The organism is Collinsella tanakaei YIT 12063, from assembly GCF_000225705.1.
Classification (GTDB): Bacteria; Actinomycetota; Coriobacteriia; order Coriobacteriales; family Coriobacteriaceae; genus Collinsella; species Collinsella tanakaei.
In genome coordinates, this window is sequence record NZ_JH126469.1 from 329,713 (window position 1) to 351,100 (window position 21,388).

Genomic DNA, 21,388 nt, shown 5'->3' on the forward strand with positions numbered 1-21,388 from the left:
GCTACCCCCTCGGGCTCTCGTCGGCGCCCGCCTGCCCGCCGCCCATGATGGCGATTAGGGCCTCGCGGTTGTCGCCAGCCTCCATCTCTGATTTTGTCCGGTTCCTCATGTCCTCGCTGAACCCGAGCATCTCCCAGAACACGGATGTTCCGGGGAACTTCGGCACCACGGCGGCGATCTTGACCATCGCGTCGGCCTGGCTTACGACGCTGGGCATCGCGGGCGACTTGAAGTGCGGCAGGATGTCGAGCTCTTCCTCGGTCAGCTCGGACAGCGCGACCCCGCGGTACGTCGCGAGCGCCATCTGGGCAACGAGAACCATCGCGTCGCTGTTGTCGTCGATGAGGGTCTGCGCCTCGATGATGAGCGGCTCGTTCGCGGCGTAGATCGCCTCCGCCGAGCTTGGGTTGTCGTGGATGACGCCCAATTGGGACACAGGCACGTTGGTCTCCCCGGAGAACCGCATCGCCAGCGCGCGCATGTAGTCGGTATGCGGCTGCATGCTGCCCTGGGAGAGCTGGCCGAACTGAGGAACGGATCCGTCGTCGTTCATGTCGATGTTGAAGATGTTGCCTATATAGGCTTCCCACTTCGTCTTCTGCTCGAACGGGTCCCCGTCGGTGCCCAGGAGGTACTTCTGCGGCGAGGTGAAGAACTCGGCGGAGATCTCGGTGCGCAGGGATTCCCTGACCGCCGAGTCGGTGAGCGACCGGACGGCCTTGCTGATGCGCGACTGGCCGAGCGGCTCCGCCTCGGTGGGGTTGTACGCCAGGGCGACCATCATGGGCTGCCCCATCTTGTGGGGCATCGACTCGTAGCCGACCGCGCCCTCCTCGTCCACGTAGGCGTGGACGGTCCTCGTCGCGGTGTAGAGCGCCAGCTCGACCGGCGCGCCCGAGGTCTCGTCGTAGTCCATGATCACCAGCCCGCGCGCGATCCGGCCCAGGCGCTGGTCCCAGACCGCGGCGCTGTCCTCGGCTGAGTGGGTCGTGATGATGACCGGAGGCTCTCCGGCCCGGCCGCGCGAGAGCGTGACGAAGTCGCATCCGCTGATCAGCTCGGATTCAACGGCCTGCCGGTGCTTGCGCTTGAGGCAGGACGTCTTGACCACGCGGGCGAGCTCCTTCGAAACCTCCTCGTCCTTCGCCGTGAAGCCGTCGAAGCGGATGCGGGAGGACAGCGCGCTCACCGCCTTCTTCGGCCAGCCCACCACGGTCTCGATGGAGCGGAGCGCCGGCGGGATCGAGATGCCGAGGTCCTTGAGCATGTTCTCGCCCTCGTAGTAACGGCGCCTCAGCTTGTTCTTCGCCAGGTGCTCCCACCATGTCTCGAGCAGCTCGTCCATGAGCTCCATGGCCTCGTCGTCGAGGCCGCCATCGATGGCGAGCGCCGAGACGAGCGCTCGGCTGTAGCTCTTCTTGCGCCACATCTTGTCATCGCGCATCATCGCACCACCGCCTTCCTGCCTGGTTTCCTTCTCGTGGTCATCGCCGCTCTGTGCGCCAGCGCGCACGATTCTATGAGCGTCGCGTCGCAGGTCTGGGTGCTGTCGAACCCGAACCCGTCCTTGCCTATGGTTCTCTTGGCGCTCAAAGTCGCGGAATCGGCCAGCGCCTCTTGGTCGTAATGCTCGATCGCGCCGCTCGACACGGCGTCTACGAGCATCGAGTTGGCGGCCACCACGTCCGCCGTCGACGGGAGCTTCACCGCCCGGCTACTCACTCCGGAGGACGACAGCCTCTCGGCGAGCGCCGCCGCGTAGGTTTTGCCATCGACCCAGACCTCCGAGATCTTGTCCTTGCGCGCGACCACCCACCGTTCGAACCATGATGCGCCGCCCGACATCGACCGGTTGTCTATGCACTCTATGTACGGTTTGCCGCCCTGCGGCCTTATGCAGATGGACAGGGACCCGCTGGAGCCGTCCGGCGCGAACTTGATGCCGACCGTCATCACCCCGACCGCCGGAGGGTCGTACGTGGTGCACGACTCCCAGTCGGCTGCGGAGATGAGGTGCTCGACCTCAATCTCGAGCATGAAGAAGCAGAGCCTCTCCTGCGCGAAGCTGAGCGGCTCGGTGTACGTGTCCCGCTCGGACCTGACGGTCTCGATGGAGATGCGGGTGCCGAGGGCGGGGTTGGTCCTCCACCACCACTCCTCGTCATCGATCTGCTCCTCGAGCCGGCGCGGGTCGTCGAGGACGAGGGACCACTCTGCCCAGCAGAGGTCGTCCGGCTGCTTCTCGTGGACGGTCTTGCGCAGGTGCTGGAAGAAGGTACCCGTCGACTCGGGGGTCGGTGGGGTGCCGCAGTAGATGTACTGGGGGTTGTGCCTCGGACCTGCGGAAGCCGTCGACAGCATCGCCTTGAGGTGCGAGTCGTTGAGCTCCTGGGCCTCGTCTGCGATGACGACGTCCACCGTGAATCCGCGCTTGGCGGACTTGGTGCGCGTGGAGAAGTAGATCGCCGCGCCGTTCGAGAAGAAGATGGCCTCCTTGCCCGTGCCCTTGCGCACGGAGCGGACCTTCTTGTTGAGTTCCGGGTACTTCGCCTCCGGGTCGCGCGCCTTCTCGCCGTAGAAGCCCTTCATCCTGTCGAAGAGCTGCGTGACGGTCGAGTAGTCGTGCGCGGTGTAGAGGATCATCTCGCCGAGGGCGATGCCGATGTGGATGCGCATCTCGATCAGGAGCGTCTTGCCGTTCTGGCGCGGGACCGCCAGGCCGCATCTCCTGTGGACGTAGCGCTTCGTCTCCGGGTCGACGGCGAGCCAGTCGCGGATGGCGTCGCGCTGCCACTCGTCCAGCGGCGACCCGAGCGCGGTCGAGAGCTTGACCGCGGTGTCCCCCAGGGACTTCTTATAGGGGAGCGACCGGTGAAACGTCGGTTGCTGGCATCCCCGCCTAGTAGCCTGAGAGGTCCAGGAAGATGCCTTCGATGGTCGATGGGCCGCCATCGGCATCCTTCCCTTCTAACTCATCGATCGCCATGACCGTGGCCCTGTACTCGGACGAGATCCTCGTGAGGCCCTGCCCCTCCGATGCCACCAGGTGCCCGTGCAGGATGTCGCGCAGCTCCCGCAGGCGCCCGGCGGTATCCTGGGCGCCGTCCTCGTCGCCGACGCGCGAGTCCCTGGCCTCCTCGGATTCCACCGGTTTCGGGACGAGGCGCCCCTCCTGCCTCAACTCGGCGAGCCTGCGGTTGACCGTTGACGTGCCGACGCCGCATCTAGCTGCGAGTTCGCGCTGGCTCATCCTGCCCGCGTGGTTGATGAGGTACTCGTCTACGGCGGGGCTGACCTTGCCCCTGGCCTTGGCCTTCATGGAACATCACCGCCCCCTGGGAGAAAAAATAGCCCTAGGCCCCCGGGAGGGCTTCGCTGTCGGGGGAGGGGATGCCCCCCCCTGGTCCGATCGGCTCACCATTCCCGCGAATGGGGCAAGGGTTTGTTCTTCGTCTTGATGACTGATGTCTTGTTGCTCTTGCGCTGGTTGCAGATGCGATGGGCGGGTTGCACGTTCTCGATGTCGTAGGGAGACCCGCCCTTCGACACCGGCACTATCTCGTCGAGCTCGTAGCTCATCGGGTGGCCGGCGGGCAGGCTGTAGTCTATCGGCCTACCGCATAGAGCGCACGGCAAGCCCATCGCCCGCACCCGCTTCCTCAGCGCGTTGCGCCTGGATCCGTTCGAGCGCCTCGGGTTTCCCTTGGCCATGGCTGGCTCCTATCTGATCGCGGGCCGGCGCACAGCTTGCGGAAGCGTCCGGCCCGCCCCTTGCGGGCGGTAGCAAAAGGGCTCCGTCTCCGGAGCCCCATCCTCAGCGCGAGTGCGCACTATATCTAATAGCACTTTTAGGGTGCTCACTTAGTGCTCAAAACTGCTCACTAAGTGCTAAAAAGTGCTCAGTTTGCGCTATATTGCGCTATATAACCTGCGTATCTTTGTAAATTCTGTGAAGAAGCCCCTCAATTCCTGGTCCCGAATCTATCCAGTCGAGGGCGTCGGACACGGCGCGCCGCACCGACGCAAACGACCGCCCCCTCTTCTCCGCGATCTCCGAGTAGGTCATGGCTAAGACGTAGCGGTCCAAGAGTACGTCTCGCCACAAGGACGTGGATGCGCGCCCTGCGTCGCCGACCATCCCTATCACCGCGATCGCCTCGTCCTGCAGTTCGACCATTCCGTCGAGCTTGCGCTCAGCCCGGTCCCTCGCATCCCATAGCGCCGACAGCTTGCCGGTCATCCTGTCTGGGTCCCTGTACCCGCAGCATGATCCGGTCGACCCGCCGCCGAGGGAATCGATCCTCGATTCCCAGTAATCTAGGGTCTCCTCTGCCCGGCGCACGTCGGCCACCGCCGTGCGCACTTGATCGAAATACTCGCGCGAGGTCATTCGGTCTCCTTCTCGTGGTAGGATATCCGGTGCGACTCGGATGCCACGCTAGGGGGTTCCGAATGACGGGGGCGGGGTAAGATTGACCTGCGCCCCCGTCATTTTCTATGCCGGTTTTATCTTTTCCCGGTCTTGTGTTTGGTTGGCTTATCGCTGTTCTCCGTCTGATAGTCGACGTGCAGCTTTTCCGTCTTCGGATCGGGACACCTGTCGGTGCAGCTTCTCAGGCCATCGATATGCTCGTTGAGTTCTGGCTTTATATCCTGCCACATCGGATCGAGGACGAAGTCGATTCCCTCTCTCCTCGCATGTTTTGCGGCTGGCACAAAATCACTGTCTCCTGCAATAAGAATAATCTGGTCGACCTGATGCTTGCTCGCCAGCGTCGCTATATCGATGCCGATTCGCATGTCAACGCCTTTTTGGACAAAATCTGGCTCGAAGTCGGAATCTTTAAGATCTGCAACAGATATTTCGTTGCGGCATAGCTTGTTGACCGTTCTCTGCTTGATTCGATAACCGCTTTCTTGCTCCTGAATCTTGCCCATTCGCAGAGCTACCTTACGTTTGTTGGCGAGTTCTGCATAGAAGTCGTTGGACCATTTGTAGGTCTCGGTCTTCTTCATGTCAATTGCGCGTTTGTGCAGTGGGTGATATAGGTTGGTCGATAGCGGTGGGCAATCATAGTAGAAAATGCGGTAAAGCCTGCTCCTATAGCCCGAGACCGTTAGGTGACGAGTGCAGTAGGCTACAAGTTCCTCGGCCCTGTCCTTCGGGGGCTTATCTCCGAATAGATGATATGCGCGGCGGCGATAGAACGCCCCGTCAACCAGGATTGCAACTTTGTCATCGAGGAGCACTGCTCCTGACTTTCTGCCGTGGGCGCACATTACCCCTCCAAACGAAAAATCCCCTGGTTTCGAAACATCCCTGATAATGGGAGATCTACTTCCAGAGGACTGCTATAGGCGACGACCAGACAAGGACGTTTGTCGTCTTGCTTAATAGTACATGGGCTCAGGCCCGTAATTGTGGCGACGGGGTGATTTTCGATGAATGGGGCAGCCTATTCGAGCGCCCTCCGTCACTTCCTCGCCACCTGGTCCTCGATCAGCAGCAGCTGGATGAAGCAGGCGTTGAGCATCATGTAGCAGGCGCCGCGGACGTCGCCGCAATACGACGAGGCGCAGGCGGCGACGAGCGCCAGGACGACCCCGGCGTGCAGGACGAACCTCATCTAGCGCCGCCCCCTTTCCATGGCAGCGGCGACGCGCGCCGCCGAGTTCGCCGGGACCCACGACGTCCTCCCGTGCTCGCCAGCCACCTGCACGCGGTGCCTCTCGAAGTCCAGCGCGACGACCTTGAAGGCTCCGCCATCGCCCTCGCCGTCGATGGTTACCAGGTCTCCCCGGTGCGCGGCCTGCCCGGATCCGTAGCGCGGAGCCTTCTGGGCCTTGCTCTCCGCGCAGGAGTACATGCGCTCGTGTCTCGGGAGCGTCGAGGTGCCCCCTTCCGATTCCAGGCTCATCGCGCGCCCCCTTCCACCGGCATGGTCTCCTCGATCTCGAGCATGGCCACCCTGACCGCGGCGCCGTGCGAGGCCACCTCCGCCTCGGCGAGCAAGCGGGTCGCGGTGGAGTACTCGACCATCCCTCGCGGCTTGGAGATCGCCTCCATGGCGCCCGCCAGCGCACCACGCGCCTCAGAGATCTTCTCCTGCGCCGCCTCCACGTGCGGCGAGACGTCTCTAGTCAGCGCCTCGCCCATGGGCTCCGCCTCGTACAGCTCCGTCCTTCGGAGCGCGTTATCGTCCGTCATTTGAGCTCCTCATCGTCCATCGACCCCTCCAGGTACTCGTTCCGCCGCAGGAGCAGGTCGATGGTGTCCTGGGCGTCCGAGAGCTCCTGCCGGAGCTTCGAGTTGACCTTCTGCATCTTGCCGACCTTCTGCCGGAGCTTCCGCACCTGCTCCCTCAGGGCGCTGGTCTCCTTGCGCTCCCTCTCCACCCTCTTCGTGGCCAGGAAGGCGGTCGGATCGAAGGCGCCCGACGCGTTGCGGCGCGGGTCCGAATCAGTCATCTTCATCCTCCTCATCATCTGTTTCAGAGAATTAGTTGTTCTCTGCAACGGGCTTACGGGGTATGGTCGCGGCGCGGGCGTCTACCTGCCGCGCGTCTCCCAGCGGCAGCTCGTCCTGGACGGCCGGCGCTGGCATGGTTCTGGCAGGGTTGCGGGCGTCCTCCGCGCGGGCCTTGGCGGACCTCTTCAGGTTGTCGAGGATCTTGGAGAACATGAGGGCGCGGTACTCCGGGGAGTCGGGCACGTCGCGCAGCAGGAAGTCGCTCGGCAGCTCGGAGTCCCTGAACTCCCTCCTCTTGGCCTGCGCCGGGGAGAAGGGCCTGCCGCATCTGGGGCAGGACAGGGTGGCGACGTGCAGCCATCCGCGGGACACCGACCGGCTCTTGAAGCCGTCGTCCTCCCATGACTCGACCTCCCGGTCGTCCGAAGCGATGGGGCCCTTGCGGGACACCACCCGCAGCGGCACGTCCATCTTGATCAGCATCGCGCCGCATACCGGGCACGCCATGTCGCGAGCGTAGCGGTCGTTCACGCGGTATCCGTCCGGCACCCTCATCGCGCGTCGCCCCTCTCGTCCCTGATGATCTTGGCCACGAGCGGGTAGGGGTTGGCGCCCTTTGACGGGTCGAACTTGTCGAGCCCGCGCCTGATCATGCGGGCGCACTCCTCGACGCGCTCGAGCGAGCAGTCGCAGCCCTTGGGGCAGAGCTTGGCCACCTGCCTGGCGAACCCGTCTATGGGCTGCCCGCCGGTCTTGTGGGCGTGGGTCGAGACGAGCGCGTCCCATGGGGTGTCGTAGGCCTCGCCGGCGTCGTCCATGTAGCCCCCGTGGGGGTCCGCGACCGTGCTCATGCATGCGAGCGGGTACGCGGTCGCGGCGAGGGACCTGAGAGAGGGGAGATCTGAATCAGATGATGAGCGGCGCGCGGAGCGCGCCGAGGCTTCTCTTATCTTCTCTTTACTTATCTTCTCTTCTCTTATCTTCTCTTCTGAAGGCTCGGCGTTTTTCGGAGCGTTCTTCTCCCTCTTCGGCGCTTCTCGGCGCTTCTCGGAACTTCTCGGCGATTCTCGGCGGTTCTCGGCGTTTTTCGGGGCGCTCTGAGAAGGGGCCGCGCGCAGCTCTATGAGCACGTACGGCGCGTCCTCGTCCGAGACCGACGCCTTGCCGGTCTTCTTGGCCTTGAAGTAGCGGCGCTGGATGCCGCGGCTGGTGAGCGCCGAGAGCTGCCTGTAGGCTCCCTCGTCGAAGATCTCGCACGAGATGCAGGACTCGATGAAAGAGTCCAGCTCCTCGCCGGTCATGCCCAGGTCGCGCGCCATCTTGCGGCGTTCGAACCTCCCGTAGACCAGGTAGAAGCCCTCGTGGTATATGCGCTGCATGAGCGCGAGCAGGCGCCCGTAGGACGCCCAGCGGGCGCACTCGTCGTCACCGCCAAGCTCCTCCATGAGCGCGAACACCTTCGGATCGTCGGCCATGTCGATGTCGACCGGCACGAAGTCGAGCGAACTTGCCATCTCTAACCTTCCTTCCTTGCGGCGTGCGCCTCCGCGAATCCCGAGGCGGCCGCGCTGTCTCGGCCCGGCATGACGGAGGCGTACAGCCTGAGGGTCGTGGCCACGTCCCTGTGGCGCAGCCTCTCCTGGATGGTCCTCATGTCGTAGCCGTTCATAAGCAGCCACGTGGCGTGCGTGTGCCTGAGCGTGTGCATGGTGGTCCCCGCCGGCATGCCGAGGTCGCGCGCCATCTCGCTGAAGTAGCGGGAGAGCGTCGACGGCCTCATGACGCCGCCGTTCGGCCTGTCCGTGACCAGGCACGAGTACTGGTCCGGCTTGGCCATCCACCTGTCCTGCCAGGCGATGTGCTCGGCGATGGCCCTCTCTACGTCCGGCGCCGCCGACACCGCGCCCACGCTCTCCCGTTTCGGCGACGGCTGGCGCCTCAGCACCGGCTTCTCGGAGACCGTCGCCTCGACGTAGACGTCGTGCACGGCGCGGCGCCAGCTGCGGCGCTGCAGGGCGCAGACCTCTCCGCACCTCAGCGCCTGGTTGAGGGCGATGAAGCCGGCGAACGCCGTCGTGCGCCTCTTGATGGACTCGCGGTCCGTGCCCCCGATCGCCATGTCGTCGGCGAGCGCGGCGACCAGCTTGTCCTGGTCCCAGTCGTCCAGCGCGAACGGCCTCAGCCTGTCGGGCGCCGGGGCGGGCACGTTGAGCATCGGGTTGACGCCCAGCTGCCTCTGCCAGACCCTGTAGGCGCCGGAGAGGAGCGCGTGCGCCTTGCGCAGCGTGTTGCGCCCTATGGGCTTCCTCCCCGGTCCCTCGGACAGCAGGATCCTGTAGGCCGCCGTGACCTCGTAGGGCTTCAGCTCGTCATAGGGGATGTCGCCTATGGTCGGGGCGATGTGGTTGCGCACCACCCCGTCGTAGGTCGACACGGTCGCCTGCGAGAAGCCCCTCTGGGGGTCGTGCACGTAAGACGAGAGCATCGAGGACAGGCGCTTGGACGATGACGAGGACGATGCCGGCGCGTACCCGGCGATCCACTCGTCCGCGAGCGCCTGCGCCCGCTTCTCGTCAAGGTCCGCCGGCCAGCTCTTGTAGGGCCTGATCGGCTTGCCCGTGAGCCTGTCGGTGCCAAGGTACGGCCTGGCCTCCCAGACGTTCCCCGCTCCTCGCGTCACCTTGAACTCCATGGCCTACTTCTCGCCCGCGTCGCATACGTCCATGCAGCGGCCCTTGAGCCATTCGTCGTCTTCCGTCATCGGCGCGTTGAAGCCCGAGGCGACGATGACGTTCACCGCGTCGTCCCACTCTCTCGCGCGCTCGGCGCGCTCCTTCGGCGAGAGCCATGACATGCCCATGAAGCCGCGCTCGACCTTGCTTATGAGCGCGAGCAGCGCGGTCACCCTCTCGTAGATCCCTACTCCCAGTTGGAGGATCCATTCGAAGTCGGCGTCCTCGCCGCCCGGCAGGTAGGGGACCGAGCGCCTATCGAGGGCCGCGTCATCGAGCTCCGGGCACGGGGTTATGTCTCCGGTCGCCGCCCATGCGACCATCCTGCCCGCGAGGTCCTTGCATGCCGAGTCGCCCCTGCGCCTGTCGATCTGCTCCTGGGAGAGCTCCTCCTTCTTGATGGCCTTGATCCCCTCCGGGACGTAGAACCGGACCTCGCCGTCCTCGTCGGCCACCGCGAAGCATCCCTCTCCGTATCCCTCGGTGATGTTCCGGAGTTCGTCGGGGGCCATCCAGCTGTAGAGCGTCCCGCCGGACTCGAGGCCGATCGGGGCCTCGTCCACCATCTGGACCCCGATACCGGCGAGGTACTCCGCGACCTCCTCCATGCGCTTCTCGCGCTTTATGCGCGACTTGATGCTCGTGACCTCCGAGTACCAGAGGTTTCCGGATGCGAGGACGCTGTCGCGGTCCTCGTCCCTCTCGAACTGCATGGCGGCGACCATCTGGTCGAGCGTGACCTGGGCGCCCTCCGGGACGCGCCGCGCGAGTTTCTTCGCCACCTTTACCTGCTCCCTGGTGGCGCGGCTCGCGCGGGAGACGGTCTGCTCATCGACTCCCAGGATGAGCATCTGCTGCACGCCCGCGGCGCGCTCCTCGTCGCTGAGGCGCAGCTTGTCGTCCGTCGCGAGCATCGCCACCATCTCGTTGGCGGCATCCATGTCGCATGCGACCAGGACGGGCACCATGACCTCGGCCTCGTGCCCCCTGTACATCTTCGACAGGGCACGGTAGCGCCTCTCGCCGTCGATGATCCTGTAGACGTTTCCGTCCCTCACCACCACGGGAGGGTTGACGGGTTCGCCGCCGGTGGCCCTGATGGCCTCTGCCAGCTCGTCTATCCCCTCGAAGTTCTTCCTCGGATTGGTGCCGCTCGGCCTTATGTCTGCCAGGGCGACTGATTCCTTGACGAAGTCCATTCCTTTATTCCTTTCGTCGCGGGTCGTTCGTCTCTTTCTCCCAGGCCCATCCCTGCCGCCCGGTCCGCCAGATCTCGTCGGCGGCCATCTGGGCCTGCTCCCTCGTCGCGCCCTCCGCCAAGTCGAGCGAGACGAGGACCCGCGCTCCGTGCGCGGGCAGGTAGGGGTCTCCCGGTAGCGGTACCGGCATGCGCCAGACGCCGCGCTTGTCGCGCTCGACGAGAGGCGCGCCCCGTCCTGCCGAGAGGCTCCCCATATCCCTCCTTCATCGTTGCGGGTCGACGCTGCCGTCCACGTGACCGCCGGATCGCCTTTCCCGGGATTCGCCGTGGAGAGGAGTTCTCCGAGTTCCTGCTTCGGGTCACTGTCACGGCCCGACCATCGCCGAGTCGATTTATGATCGTCCCCGGTACCCCGGCGGCCACGTGGGCGGCAGCTTCGGGAGGCGCGTTGAAAGCGGTCTCCCGTGCGGGAGCGTCTGGCGGAAGGCTTTAGCTCCAGACGCCCCCGCACGGGGGAACGATGGGCCGGACCGCATCTGGCCTAGCCCGCCCCTCGTGCCTACGATGCGCGAGCGATCGCCGCGCACGCGCATCCGGCGAGAAGGCCCGCGACCAGGACGGCGAAGAACGCCGCGGCGACGTCCGGGCGGGCGCCGGCGCCGAGCCTCGGGAGCGGAACCGCGGGGTCGTCCCCCGAGGCCGGCAGGCACTCGTCCGGGCCGTAGTAGTCATCGCAAGCGAACCAGTCGTCGGAGCCGGCACCAAGCGCGTAGAGCACGGTGCAGCCCTCCGGGTCCTTATCGCTCCAGAAACGCCCCTTGGCGCGCTCGAACGATCCGTCGATGAGCGTCTCGACCATGTGCGCGACGACGTGGTCGGCCTTGCGCGTGTAATGGAACTCGTATCTCATGTCCGTCCTTAATCCATGAAGTCGATGAAGCAGATGAGCGCGAGCATGATTGTCACCACGATCGCGATTAGGAGCAGCGGTAGCGGAGGCATCATGCCCCCTTCTGCATGAGCACGGCGGCGACCGGCATCCTGAGCACTTCGCTCTCGATGAGCCTGTCGAGGTCCCGCGCCGAGACGAGCATCCCGCGCGCCGTCCCAAGTCGCGGATGCGCGGCGATCTCGCCGCACGCTATGGCGGACCTTATGCGCTCTTCGCTGCAGCGCGAATAAACTGCCGCCTCCCTGGGAGTGAGCCAGGGGCTTCCGTAACGGTCTTCTCTCATCTCGGACCTCCTAGAACGGCCAGGGGAACGACTCGATGAATCCCGGCAGGGCCATGACGCCCAGGAAGCCTATGCCGCCGATGAATTGCAGCACGAGCTCACGCTGGGAATCAGTGAGCACATGGGCGGTTCTCACGTGAATTGTCTCGGTGAGCGTTCCTTCATATGAATAGACCTTTGCTTTGCGGGCTTTTATAGTTGGCTGCGCCATCGATCTTTCAGCTCCCATCTCACTGCTCGCTTATTTTTCGCCCGCCGAGATCGTCGAGGGTTACGCCGAATAAATCGGCCAGAGCCCATGCGTTTTCGAATGACATCCCGGAAACGGCGTTCTCGTAGTTGCTGATGGTTATCTGGTCAACACCAATTGCATCAGCGACTGACTGTTGGGACATCCGGCGCTTCGCTCGAAATGCGCGAAGGTTTCCAGCAAGCTCCTCCTTATCGAATGGCATAGGGCTCCTTCCTGGTTGGCTGACTGCTGAATCACTTATCTATATGTGTCAATAAGTGATTCAAAATCCTATGCTTACGCATAGGATTTAAGGGTCTCTTCCCTAAACAATTATTGATAATAGGGGCACAGCCCATAAATAGCAATGGGATTTCCCTAATTTATTGACTTTTTTGGGTATAGCCCCTAATTTCTTTAATAAAGAGTAAGGAGGTTTTAATGAAAGGTCGCTCCTCAGATCTTCGCAAGTGCATAGGAGCTCACTTGCAGAAGTCGCGCAAAGCGGCTGGTTTTAAATCAGCCAATGCTTTCGCGGATTACGTTGGGATAAATAGAAATACGTACACCGATTACGAGCAGGGACGGGGAAGCCTGTCTTACGAACGTGCTTGGCAGTTTGCAGACGTCTTGGGGGTGACGCTCGATGCCCTAGGTGGCAGAATTTCGCCCGGCGAAGAGTCGGGCGGAGGTTCGACGGATCCTTACGAGCATGAGTTGATCGAGTGCTATAGGGAGAGCACCTCGGAGGGCAGGGTCGTGATCCTCGGCAACGCTCGCGGGCAGCGCGAGCTGGCTTTAAAGACAGCCGAGGGTCCTGCATCTGAACCCGAGGGGCTGAGGGCCGTCGGGATGCCGTAGGCATAAGAGCCCCGCGCCGAGGGTCTTGGCGGACCGGTGCGGGGCGTACCGACCCACAACGATGGAGGAGAGCGATATCCGGTGCCGGCGATCGATTTATATCTAGGAAGTTCCGGAGCGCTCGAAGACAAATAAAACGGCTTATATATAAATACTTTACAATTACTGGACTATAAAATAGCAATACTTTATAATATAAAGAGAAAGGAGGCGCGATGCCCACTGAACAGGAGGTAAAGCAGGTGCTCAAGCGCCTGCGCAAGGAGGGGTGGGAGCTTGAGAGCGGCAAGGGGAGCCACGTCGTCGCCCGAAAATGCGGGAGGATGGTTACGGTTCCCACCGCCAAGAAGGAGATTCCGCTCGGCACGTACAGAAACATCGCGAAAGGGGCGGGCTGGCTGTAGCCCGTCCCCGAAAGGGGCATCGCGAGAGATATGGAGAAGTTCATTTACCAGATCGTCCTCACGCCCGAGGATGGCGGTGGGTACAGCGTGGAGGTGCCCGACCTGCCGGGCTGCTTCACCTACGGCGACACGGTGGAGGACGCGGCGTCGATGGCCGCGGACGCGGCCAAGACGTATGTGGCGTCCCTCATGGCCAATGGCGAGGACGTTCCCTCGCCGACCGTGCGCGAGGTCGACGGGACGGCCCTCATGGTGTTCTTCGAGGTCGACTCGTCCTACATCGTGAGCGGCGAGGTCGTGTCCGCCGCGGAGGCCGCGCGCATGCTCGGCGTGAGCGCCGGCCGCGTGACGCATATGATCGATTCCGGAGTGCTCCAGGGCTACCGCCGGGGGCGCAGGACCTACGTGACGGTCGAATCGGTGGAGGAACGTATCGCCAGCAACCCGGGGGCGGGACGGCCGAAGGCCGCGGCGTTGGCGTAGGAGGGGAAGAAAAAAACAGGCGGGCGCCTTCCGGACGGCGCCCGCCTGCGACCTCTCGATCTATCCCGAAGGGAAGAGCCCGGGGGTTCGTGTCGAAGGAGGGGGACCTTTAGACGATTATATGGAAAGCCCCGCACCGAGAGTCTTGGCGGACCGGTGCGGGGCGTGCCGACCCACAACGATGAAGGAGGGCCATTAGATTATGGCACAAGCAAAGATGCCCGGCAGCATAACTTTAGTGTGCGACGGCGTGTATCGGGTAAGGGTGTCCAAGGGCTTCCGATCGGACGGTAAGCGAAGGACCGTGAACAGGACGGTGCACGGGACGAGGGAGGACGCGGAGCGGGAGTGCATCCGCATCGCCTACGAGATGGGCAGGTCCTCGGCGGTGGGCGACTCGCTCACGCTGTCCCAGTACTACTACGCCATATTCCGCGAGGGCGAGAGCAACAGGGGGAAGCCCAGGTCCGCCGCCACGCTGCGCGGTTACGACTCCCAGATGGAGCGCAGCGTGCTACCCAAGATAGGGGACAGGCCGATATCGGCGATAACGCACGACGAGATCCGCTCCGTGGTGAAGTCGGCGAGCGCTCCTAGGAAGTGCAAGGAGACGCTGCGCACGGTGCTGCGCTGCGCCTACGACGACGGCTTCATCGACGAGCCGCCCATGCAGAGGCGCATCGCCACGGCGAGGGAGCGCAGGCCGCAGGAGGTGCCGTGGGATCCCATGGAGGCCGCCGGCGCCCTGGCGGCGTTCCGCGATTCCGGCCAGCCGATGCTCGAGGCCTATCTCATTCTCGGCCTGTCCGGCCTCCGCACAGAGGAGGCGCTCGCGGTGTCGCCGGCGGACGTGGCCAGGCAGGAGACGCTGGATTTCGAGACGGGGGAGACGGTCGCCACGCTGACGGTGGCGATCAGGAACACCTACACGTACGATGACGGGTTCCGCGAGGGGACCAAGACCGACTTCTCGGCGCGCATGATGCCGGTCATCGTCGCCGGACGAGACCGCCTCATGCAGATCATCGCCCAATCCCGCCCGGAGAGGCGCGAGGACATCCCGTCATGGGTCTCCGGCAGGATCGTCGACCTCACCTACAACCAGCTCCTCAACAGATGGAGGAGGGCCTTGCCGAAACTCGGCCTGAGGTACATCCCGCCCGACATGCTGAGGCACACGAGCGAGACCATGATGCAGGCGAGCATGCTCCCGGATACCCTGGTGAGCAGGCTCCACGGCCATACGGACCTCCGAACCGACTACGCGCACTATATGCGCCCGGGACTCGCCCAAGCGGAGATGGCGGCGCGCGAGGTGCATAAAATCATGCCGGTTGAAGGATAGTTAGGTACCTTCGTCCCACGATGTCCTAACTTTTTCTTTATGCAAAAAGCCCCCGAGCAGGTCGGGGGCTAAAACTCGATGGTGGGCGATGAGGGATTCGAACCCCCAGCCTTGTGCGTGTAAAGCACCTGCGCTAACCGTTGCGCCAATCGCCCATGGGCATCTAGTATATCCACAGCAAAGCAGTTCGGCAAGGCTACAATAGTAATAGTTTTTGGACGATGAGTTCCCGGTACGCGCCGCATCGCGCTGGCCGGGCGTTTTCCCCTCGGTCGCATCGGGTTCGCCGGGCCGCCCGCGGGGGCTTTCGGAGGCATCATGGCTACAACAGACGCCGCATCGCTCGATCCCGCATCGCTGCGGATACCGGGTACGCTTGAGCAATACATCGACGCGCTCGAGAGCGCGGGGGTCCTGGCGGGCGTTGCGGGCTCCACGTCTATCGAGGACGTGGCGGGCATTCCCATATCGCTGGTCAGCTATGATTCGCGAGCCGTGGGGCCGGACACGCTGTTCATCTGCAAAGGCGCTGCGTTCAAAGAGGATTACCTGGTGCAGGCGCAGCATGCCGGCGCCGTCGCCTACGTGTCAGAGTCAAACTATACGGATATCGATCTTCCATGCCTGCTTGTGGATGATATCCGCGCCGCTTTGGGCCCGTTGGCATCCCTTGCCTACGGGCAGCCTGCCAAGCACCTTCGCATCAGCACGTTTACGGGAACAAAGGGTAAGACTACCAGCGCGTTCTACCTCAAGGGAATTTTGGACAAGGAGGCGCGCGCGGACGAGTGCGAGCCGTGCGCCCTCATCTCCACCATCCTTATCGACAACGGTCGCCACCGCATCATGTCCAAGCTCACGTCGCCGGAGCCCCTGGAGCTCAACCTCTATCTGGCGAGCGCGTGGAAGCTTGGCTCCCGTGACGTGGTGATGGAATCATCTAGCCAAGCGCTTAAATATGGACGAGTGGCGGGCGTCGAGTTCGAGGTCGGTGCGTTCACCAATATCAGCGAAGACCACATCTCGCCCATCGAGCACCCCACCTTTGAGGATTACTTCTCCAGCAAGCTCACCTTGTTCCGCCAGTGCCGCCACGCCGTGGTCAATCTGGATATGGACATGGTCGACCGCGTGCTCGACGCGGCTTCCGTCTGCGAGAGCACGCTGACGTACTCCATGACCAACCCCGTAGCAGATGTTCACGCAGTGTCGTGGGAGCAGCGCGGTCACAAGACGGTTCTAACGGTTAAGACGCCGCGCTTCACCATAGACGTCATCGTCCCTACCATCGCGGACTTCAACCTGTCCAACGCGCTGGGCGCTATCGCCTGCGCGGAGGTCCTTGGGTGTAGCCGTGCCGCCATCGAGCACGGGCTTGAGGACGTGCGCGTGCCCGGCCGTATGGAGCGCATCGAGTCGCGCGATCCCAATATTGTGGGCTTGGTTGATTACGCTCACAACGAGGTCAGCATGCGCGCTTTGCTTGAGAACGTGCGTCGAAGCTATCCCGATCGAGAACTGTGCTGCGTCTTTGGATCAACGGGAGACAAGGGCGTCGAACGTCGCGAGGGCATGGGCCGCGTGGCGGGCGAGCTGGCGGACCGCATCATCATCACGGAGGATGACGCCGGCACCCAAAACGTGATGGATATATGTAAGACCATAGAGTCCTTCGCTCGCGATGCCGGGGCAACCAATATCCAAATCGAGCCAGACCGCGAGCAGGCGGCGCGCTTGGCGGTACGCGGTTGCACCGGTCCTGCCATTATCGTGATGGCGGGCAAGGGGCATGAGCGCCATATGATCCGCGCCCACGGCAGAGATCCCTACGAGGGCGATTCGTCCATGCTCGCCCGCGTCTTCGACCAAGAGGTGAAGGCGGTCGAATAGCCTGCTTGCATCCTCCATCCACGGTGCAGGGCGGCCCGCGTCCCAAGCGGATGGCGGGCCGCCCTGTTTGTATTGGGCTTTAATTGCGCAGGCGCGCCGACGCGTTTGGCAGCCCTTTGGGCATGCGGGTATGATAGGTTCGTTAATCGCCCGCCGCCCTGCGGCGACAAGCTACGCGGAAGGACCTCCTCATGCCCAACACCGTTTTGCCCGCGAATCCCGCAGGCGAGCTCAAAGAGCGCCTCGCGCGCGTTCGCTACGTGTTCACAGACCTGGACGGCACCATGCTCGCTCCGGGTTCGTGCGTGCTGGCGGATAACGACGGCAATCCCAGCCTTGATTTGGTCGCCACGCTGCTGGACCTTAAGCGCGCCGGCGTGGAAGTCATCCCGTGCTCGGGCCGCAACCGCTCCATGCTGCATGAGGACGTGCGCGTGCTGGGCCTAAACTCCTACATTGGCGAGATGGGCGGCTTGCTCATGCTCGACCATAAACGCAATGATTGGCGTTACTTTACCGCTGACATGCCGTTTGACGAGGGGTCGGGCAAGACACCGCACGAGTGCATCGAGGAAACCGGCGTTTTGGACGAGTTCATGAGTCGCTGGCCGGGTCTGCTCGAGTTCCATAACGACATGGCAAACGGCTACAAGTACCGCGAGGTCACGGTGGGCATGCGAGGCGAGGTGCCGGACGAGGAGGCGCTGGCCATCATCGAGGCTGCGGGCGCCCAACTCTCTTGGGGCGACAACGGCTTTCTCAACTACATCTCCGCACCCACCACGCTCAAGCTGCCGGAGGGCGTGCGAGGCCGCGCCTTCAACCTTATGCCGCTGGGCCTCAACAAGCGTCGCGGCGTGGAGCGCTTCTGCGAGCTGCGCGGCATCGATAGGGAGGAGACCCTGTCCATTGGCGACGCGTCTTCCGATTTCCTCATGGCGGACGCCACGGGGCTGTTCTTCTTGGTCGAGAACGGCTTGAAGGACCCCGGCGCGCAGGCGTTCCTGGAGAGCCACGAGAACGCGTACGTGACGGACGGCCGCATCGTTACCGGCTGGATCAACGCTATGAGGGCGCTGCTCGCCGCCAAACAATAGGGGGTGCACGCTGGATGAGAATCGCCGGCGCAGGCCCGTTCATCCGGCAGGGTCTTTAAGCTAATGGAAAGGTCGTGCAAGAACAGATGCATACATTGGATGTGAAGGACATCTCGCTCAACGCGTTGCCCATCGGCGTGTTCGACTCGGGCCTGGGCGGACTTACCGTTGCTCGCGCCATAGCTCAGGCGCTGCCGCACGAGTCTATCTACTACGTGGGCGATACCAAGCGCTGTCCGTATGGTACGCGTTCGGAAGACCAGGTGCGCGCCTTCGCTATCCAGGCGGGGCGCTGGCTTGAGGCTCATGCGGTCAAGATCATGGTGATCGCCTGCAACACGGCGACCGCCGCCGCCCTGCCCCTTGCCCAGCAGCTGTTCAGCGTTCCGGTAATCGGCGTCATCGCGCCTGGCGCCCGCGCGGCCATCCATTCAACCCGCACGCGCAAGGTGGGCGTGCTGGCAACCGAGCTTACAGTGCGCTCCGGTGCCTACACCAGGGCGATTCACGCATTGGACGCCGGCGTGGACGTGTACGGCTGCCCCGCTTCCAGCTTTGTCAACATTGTCGAGCACGAGCTCGCCACGGGGGCGCACCTGCAAGAGCAGTGGCTTGAGAACGGCGATATCTTCGATACGCCAGAGACCCGAGCTGAGGTGGCTCGTACCATCAAGCCGCTGGAAGACGCCGCTATCGATACCGTGGTGCTTGGCTGCACGCATTTTCCTCTGCTTGCCGGTCCCATTCGCAATGCGCTGGGCCCCGGGGTGCGCGTGGTGTCCTCGGCCGAGGAGACCACCTACGAGCTGGCGGACATCCTACGTCGCCGCGATCAGCTGGCAACGGACGATGTGGTTCCAGAGCATCGCTTCGCCACCACGTCTGACAACATCGCGGAGTTCGCCGCCGCGGGCAGCTTCATCTTTGGTCAGCCCCTTCGCAGCATCGAGCATATTCCGCTGGAAGAACTCGAGAGCCTGCCGGTTACCGCAGGCGCCGCCGGGAGGTCCTGCCAGGTGGGTTAGAAAAAACCGTCCCACGGTGTCCTGCGAGCGGGCGCACCGCGTCGGCCCCGTCATCAACCACGTCTACGGCTATTGGAGCTATACCATGGAACATATCGAAGTCGTTCGATCCGGCGGCCGCGCCGCCAACCAAATGCGCCCGGTTCGCCTGGAGCGCGACGTTATGAAGAACGCGCTGGGCTCGTGCATGGTCGAGTTTGGAGACACACGCGTGCTGTGCGCCGCCACCATCGAGGAGGGCCTGCCTGCGTGGCGTCGTGCCAGCCGTGCGGGCTGGGTGACCGCCGAGTACGCCATGCTGCCCGCCTCCACTAATCGCCGCACGCGTCGCGAGACCTCCGCGCGCAAGGGCCGCTCCATGGAGATCGAGCGCCTCATCGGGCGCAGCCTGCGCACCGTGGTGAACCTGCGCGCCCTGGGCGAGTACACGGTCACCGTGGACTGCGATGTCATCCAGGCAGATGGCGGCACTCGCACCGCCAGCATCACCGGCGCCTGGGTCGCCTTGCATGACGCCCTTATGGCGTGGGTCGACGCCGGTAAGATCGCCCGTCTGCCGCTTACCGGCCAGGTCGCCGCGGTGTCCATGGGCGTGGTCGATGGTGCCGAACTGCTCGACCTCGATTATTCCGAGGATTCCAATGCAGAGGTCGATATGAACCTGGTCGCCACGGACTCCGGCGAGATTGTGGAACTGCAGGGAACCGGTGAGCGCACCCCGTTCGACCGTACGCGTCTTAACAACCTGCTCGACTTGGGCGATCTTGGCATTCAGCACCTTATCGCCCTGCAAAACGAGGTCACTGCGTTTAGGGACGAGTAGCACCTGCCGCGATTACCAGAAGGGAGCACGACGTGCTCGAGAAGATCAACATCGAAGAGCTCGATCCCAGGCGGACCATTGTGGTCGCTACGGGCAACATGCATAAGCTGACCGAGATCGAGGCCATTCTTTCCGGCGTGCTGCCGGATGTTCGCTTTGTCGCGTTGGGTCAGCTAGGCGACTTCGAGGATCCGGAGGAGAACGGAACCACGTTCTTGGAAAACGCCATCATCAAGGCTCAGGCTGCGGTCGAGGCGACCGGCCTCGCCGCCATCGCGGACGATTCCGGCCTGGTGGTCGATGCGCTGAACGGCGAGCCGGGCGTCTACTCCGCCCGTTACGCTGGCGTGCATGGCGATGACGCCGCCAACAACGCCAAGCTGCTGGCGAATATGGACGGCGTGGCCGATGCCGACCGCACGGCGCGCTTCATGAGCGTGGTCGCGCTGATCGACGCCGAGGGCTTCGCGCTCACCGGCACCGGTTCGTGCGAGGGCGTGATAGGCCATGAGGGGCGTGGCGAGTTTGGTTTTGGCTATGACCCGCTCTTCCTGCCAAGCGATACTCCGGGCAAGACCATGGCGCAGCTCGCGCCGGACGAGAAAAATGCCATCAGCCATAGGTTCCACGCGCTTTTGGACCTCTCGTCCAAACTCTCCGCGGAGGCTAAGTAGATGCGCGCCGTGGTGCAGCGCGTCTCGTCCGCATCGGTGGCTATAGACGGCGAGACGGTGGGCCAAATTGGCCGTGGATACCTGGTGCTGTTGGGCGTTGGCCACAACGATACCAGGGCGGACGCGGACAAGCTGTGGGGCAAGCTGGGCGGCCTTCGCATCAACGATGACGAGGACGGCAAGACCAACCTGTCGCTGGAGCAGGTGAAAGGCGAGGTCCTGGTGGTTTCGCAGTTTACGCTCTATGCGGATTGCCGTCGCGGCCGTCGCCCGTCCTTCACGGCGGCAGGCGCCCCGGAAGTCGCCAACGATCTCTACGAGTACTTTGTCTCGCTGGTGCGTGCGGACGTCCCCCATGTGGCGTGCGGCCGCTTTGGCGCCGACATGAAGGTTTCGCTGGTCAACGACGGTCCCTTCACCATCATCCTCGACACCGACGAGCTCTAGCCTCGTTTCCAAGATACGCACTTCGCGGCGCTCCAGATTGTCCTCATTTGACGGATATCTGGGGCGCCTCTTCTATGCGTGACGCTCTGACGTGCAATTTTGTTAGCAGGCTGCTATACTGCTTCCGTTTGAACCTAAGTTGGGCGCATTATGCCCTTGTGGAGGCTAACAAGATGGAAGAGCTTGAAGTTAATCACGTGGACGAGATTCACCAGAAGCTGATCAACATGGTGGGGGAGCGAATCCGCGTCAAGGCCAATATGGGCCGCACCCGCGTGGTCGAGCGCATGGGCACCATCAAGACGGTTCATCCGTCTGTGTTCATTGTCGAGGTGGACGAGCGCCGTGGCCGCAAGTCCCGCCAGTCCTACCAGTACGTCGACGTGCTAACCGGTACCGTCGAGCTGTTTGATCCGGAGTCCGGCGAGCATATCTTTGTTCCCCTGGGAAACCAGCTGGAGGAGTAGGGC

At 63.4% G+C, this 21,388-nt stretch carries 29 protein-coding genes and 1 tRNA gene; 11 read left to right on the forward strand and 19 right to left on the reverse strand.

From position 1 onward, the window contains the following. Position 1: 1 nt before the first annotated feature. The 18 genes from HMPREF9452_RS06560 to HMPREF9452_RS06645 form a co-directional block, all read right to left on the reverse strand. Complete coding sequence (locus tag HMPREF9452_RS06560; RefSeq protein ID WP_009141345.1) at positions 2 to 1,447, reverse strand: phage portal protein; 1,446 nt, start codon at positions 1,445 to 1,447, stop codon at positions 2 to 4. Beyond that, positions 1,444 to 2,952 (reverse strand): terminase family protein, encoded by a 1,509-nt coding sequence (locus HMPREF9452_RS06565; RefSeq protein ID WP_009141346.1) that lies wholly within the window; start codon positions 2,950 to 2,952, stop codon positions 1,444 to 1,446. The genes HMPREF9452_RS06560 and HMPREF9452_RS06565 overlap by 4 nt, the downstream gene beginning before the upstream one ends. Next, positions 2,900 to 3,319 (reverse strand): winged helix-turn-helix domain-containing protein, encoded by a 420-nt coding sequence (locus HMPREF9452_RS06570; RefSeq protein ID WP_009141347.1) that lies wholly within the window; start codon positions 3,317 to 3,319, stop codon positions 2,900 to 2,902. Before HMPREF9452_RS06570 ends, HMPREF9452_RS06565 begins: the two co-directional genes overlap by 53 nt. 95 nt (positions 3,320 to 3,414) lie before the next feature. Continuing rightward, positions 3,415 to 3,711: an HNH endonuclease gene (locus HMPREF9452_RS06575; RefSeq protein WP_009141348.1), complete on the reverse strand. Its 297-nt coding sequence runs from the start codon at positions 3,709 to 3,711 to the stop codon at positions 3,415 to 3,417. A 208-nt stretch (positions 3,712 to 3,919) separates the two neighbouring features. After that, complete coding sequence (locus HMPREF9452_RS06580) at positions 3,920 to 4,390, reverse strand: hypothetical protein (RefSeq protein ID WP_009141349.1); 471 nt, start codon at positions 4,388 to 4,390, stop codon at positions 3,920 to 3,922. Between the two features lie 116 nt (positions 4,391 to 4,506). Continuing rightward, positions 4,507 to 5,016, reverse strand: a complete 510-nt coding sequence (locus tag HMPREF9452_RS06585; RefSeq protein ID WP_232205033.1) for an NYN domain-containing protein — start codon at positions 5,014 to 5,016, stop codon at positions 4,507 to 4,509. A gap of 458 nt (positions 5,017 to 5,474) precedes the next feature. Beyond that, a complete protein-coding gene (locus tag HMPREF9452_RS11825) occupies positions 5,475 to 5,627 on the reverse strand; it encodes a hypothetical protein (protein ID WP_009141351.1) in 153 nt (50 codons plus the stop codon). Then, a complete protein-coding gene (locus HMPREF9452_RS06590) occupies positions 5,628 to 5,918 on the reverse strand; it encodes a hypothetical protein (RefSeq protein ID WP_009141352.1) in 291 nt (96 codons plus the stop codon). Then, complete coding sequence (locus HMPREF9452_RS06595) at positions 5,915 to 6,208, reverse strand: hypothetical protein (RefSeq protein ID WP_009141353.1); 294 nt, start codon at positions 6,206 to 6,208, stop codon at positions 5,915 to 5,917. Before HMPREF9452_RS06595 ends, HMPREF9452_RS06590 begins: the two co-directional genes overlap by 4 nt. Next, positions 6,205 to 6,468: a hypothetical protein gene (locus HMPREF9452_RS06600; protein ID WP_009141354.1), complete on the reverse strand. Its 264-nt coding sequence runs from the start codon at positions 6,466 to 6,468 to the stop codon at positions 6,205 to 6,207. The genes HMPREF9452_RS06595 and HMPREF9452_RS06600 overlap by 4 nt, the downstream gene beginning before the upstream one ends. Before the next feature lie 31 nt (positions 6,469 to 6,499). Next, positions 6,500 to 7,024, reverse strand: a complete 525-nt coding sequence (locus HMPREF9452_RS06605; RefSeq protein ID WP_009141355.1) for a hypothetical protein — start codon at positions 7,022 to 7,024, stop codon at positions 6,500 to 6,502. Beyond that, complete coding sequence (locus HMPREF9452_RS06610; protein ID WP_009141356.1) at positions 7,021 to 7,983, reverse strand: DUF4373 domain-containing protein; 963 nt, start codon at positions 7,981 to 7,983, stop codon at positions 7,021 to 7,023. The genes HMPREF9452_RS06605 and HMPREF9452_RS06610 overlap by 4 nt, the downstream gene beginning before the upstream one ends. Before the next feature lie 2 nt (positions 7,984 to 7,985). Then, positions 7,986 to 9,161 (reverse strand): tyrosine-type recombinase/integrase, encoded by a 1,176-nt coding sequence (locus HMPREF9452_RS06615; RefSeq protein ID WP_009141357.1) that lies wholly within the window; start codon positions 9,159 to 9,161, stop codon positions 7,986 to 7,988. Positions 9,162 to 9,164: 3 nt separating this feature from the next. Beyond that, positions 9,165 to 10,400: a ParB/RepB/Spo0J family partition protein gene (locus HMPREF9452_RS06620; RefSeq protein WP_009141358.1), complete on the reverse strand. Its 1,236-nt coding sequence runs from the start codon at positions 10,398 to 10,400 to the stop codon at positions 9,165 to 9,167. 4 nt (positions 10,401 to 10,404) lie between these two features. Continuing rightward, complete coding sequence (locus tag HMPREF9452_RS06625; protein ID WP_009141359.1) at positions 10,405 to 10,656, reverse strand: hypothetical protein; 252 nt, start codon at positions 10,654 to 10,656, stop codon at positions 10,405 to 10,407. 305 nt (positions 10,657 to 10,961) lie between these two features. Continuing rightward, the gene (locus tag HMPREF9452_RS11370; protein ID WP_009141360.1) at positions 10,962 to 11,312 is read right to left on the reverse strand and encodes a hypothetical protein; all 351 of its coding nucleotides are present in this window, start codon (positions 11,310 to 11,312) and stop codon (positions 10,962 to 10,964) included. Between the two features lie 335 nt (positions 11,313 to 11,647). Beyond that, positions 11,648 to 11,773 carry a hypothetical protein gene (locus tag HMPREF9452_RS12275; RefSeq protein ID WP_259298180.1) on the reverse strand — a complete coding sequence of 42 codons (126 nt, stop codon included), beginning with the start codon at positions 11,771 to 11,773 and terminating at the stop codon, positions 11,648 to 11,650. 94 nt (positions 11,774 to 11,867) lie between these two features. Then, on the reverse strand, positions 11,868 to 12,092 hold the full coding sequence (locus tag HMPREF9452_RS06645; protein WP_009141363.1) for a helix-turn-helix domain-containing protein: 225 nt from the start codon (positions 12,090 to 12,092) through the stop codon (positions 11,868 to 11,870). Between the two features lie 263 nt (positions 12,093 to 12,355). On the opposite strand from HMPREF9452_RS06645, the gene HMPREF9452_RS06650 reads away from it, so the two are divergent. From HMPREF9452_RS06650 to HMPREF9452_RS06665, 4 genes are all read left to right on the forward strand, one after another. Continuing rightward, a complete protein-coding gene (locus tag HMPREF9452_RS06650) occupies positions 12,356 to 12,730 on the forward strand; it encodes a helix-turn-helix domain-containing protein (protein ID WP_187116504.1) in 375 nt (124 codons plus the stop codon). A gap of 215 nt (positions 12,731 to 12,945) precedes the next feature. After that, a complete protein-coding gene (locus tag HMPREF9452_RS06655) occupies positions 12,946 to 13,134 on the forward strand; it encodes a type II toxin-antitoxin system HicA family toxin (protein ID WP_009141365.1) in 189 nt (62 codons plus the stop codon). Positions 13,135 to 13,164: 30 nt separating this feature from the next. Continuing rightward, positions 13,165 to 13,617 carry a type II toxin-antitoxin system HicB family antitoxin gene (locus HMPREF9452_RS06660; protein ID WP_009141366.1) on the forward strand — a complete coding sequence of 151 codons (453 nt, stop codon included), beginning with the start codon at positions 13,165 to 13,167 and terminating at the stop codon, positions 13,615 to 13,617. Between the two features lie 202 nt (positions 13,618 to 13,819). Next, complete coding sequence (locus HMPREF9452_RS06665) at positions 13,820 to 14,962, forward strand: site-specific integrase (protein WP_009141367.1); 1,143 nt, start codon at positions 13,820 to 13,822, stop codon at positions 14,960 to 14,962. A gap of 79 nt (positions 14,963 to 15,041) precedes the next feature. Here HMPREF9452_RS06665 and HMPREF9452_RS06670 read toward each other — a convergent pair. Next, a tRNA-Val gene (locus tag HMPREF9452_RS06670) sits at positions 15,042 to 15,117 on the reverse strand. Between the two features lie 163 nt (positions 15,118 to 15,280). Between HMPREF9452_RS06670 and HMPREF9452_RS06675 the strand changes: the two genes are divergently transcribed. From HMPREF9452_RS06675 to HMPREF9452_RS06705, 7 genes are all read left to right on the forward strand, one after another. Further along, positions 15,281 to 16,852: a Mur ligase family protein gene (locus HMPREF9452_RS06675; protein WP_009141368.1), complete on the forward strand. Its 1,572-nt coding sequence runs from the start codon at positions 15,281 to 15,283 to the stop codon at positions 16,850 to 16,852. Positions 16,853 to 17,043: 191 nt separating this feature from the next. Next, positions 17,044 to 17,949, forward strand: a complete 906-nt coding sequence (locus HMPREF9452_RS06680; RefSeq protein ID WP_009141369.1) for an HAD family hydrolase — start codon at positions 17,044 to 17,046, stop codon at positions 17,947 to 17,949. Positions 17,950 to 18,035: 86 nt separating this feature from the next. Further along, positions 18,036 to 18,974: a glutamate racemase gene (murI, locus tag HMPREF9452_RS06685; protein WP_009141370.1), complete on the forward strand. Its 939-nt coding sequence runs from the start codon at positions 18,036 to 18,038 to the stop codon at positions 18,972 to 18,974. Positions 18,975 to 19,059: 85 nt separating this feature from the next. Continuing rightward, the gene (rph, locus tag HMPREF9452_RS06690) at positions 19,060 to 19,797 is read left to right on the forward strand and encodes a ribonuclease PH (RefSeq protein ID WP_009141371.1); all 738 of its coding nucleotides are present in this window, start codon (positions 19,060 to 19,062) and stop codon (positions 19,795 to 19,797) included. Between the two features lie 32 nt (positions 19,798 to 19,829). Further along, complete coding sequence (gene rdgB / locus HMPREF9452_RS06695; RefSeq protein ID WP_009141372.1) at positions 19,830 to 20,471, forward strand: RdgB/HAM1 family non-canonical purine NTP pyrophosphatase; 642 nt, start codon at positions 19,830 to 19,832, stop codon at positions 20,469 to 20,471. Next, entirely contained in the window at positions 20,472 to 20,918 is a 447-nt protein-coding gene (gene dtd / locus HMPREF9452_RS06700; RefSeq protein WP_009141373.1) for a D-aminoacyl-tRNA deacylase, read from the forward strand. A 173-nt stretch (positions 20,919 to 21,091) separates the two neighbouring features. Next, entirely contained in the window at positions 21,092 to 21,385 is a 294-nt protein-coding gene (locus HMPREF9452_RS06705) for a Veg family protein (protein WP_009141374.1), read from the forward strand. Positions 21,386 to 21,388 lie beyond the last annotated feature (3 nt).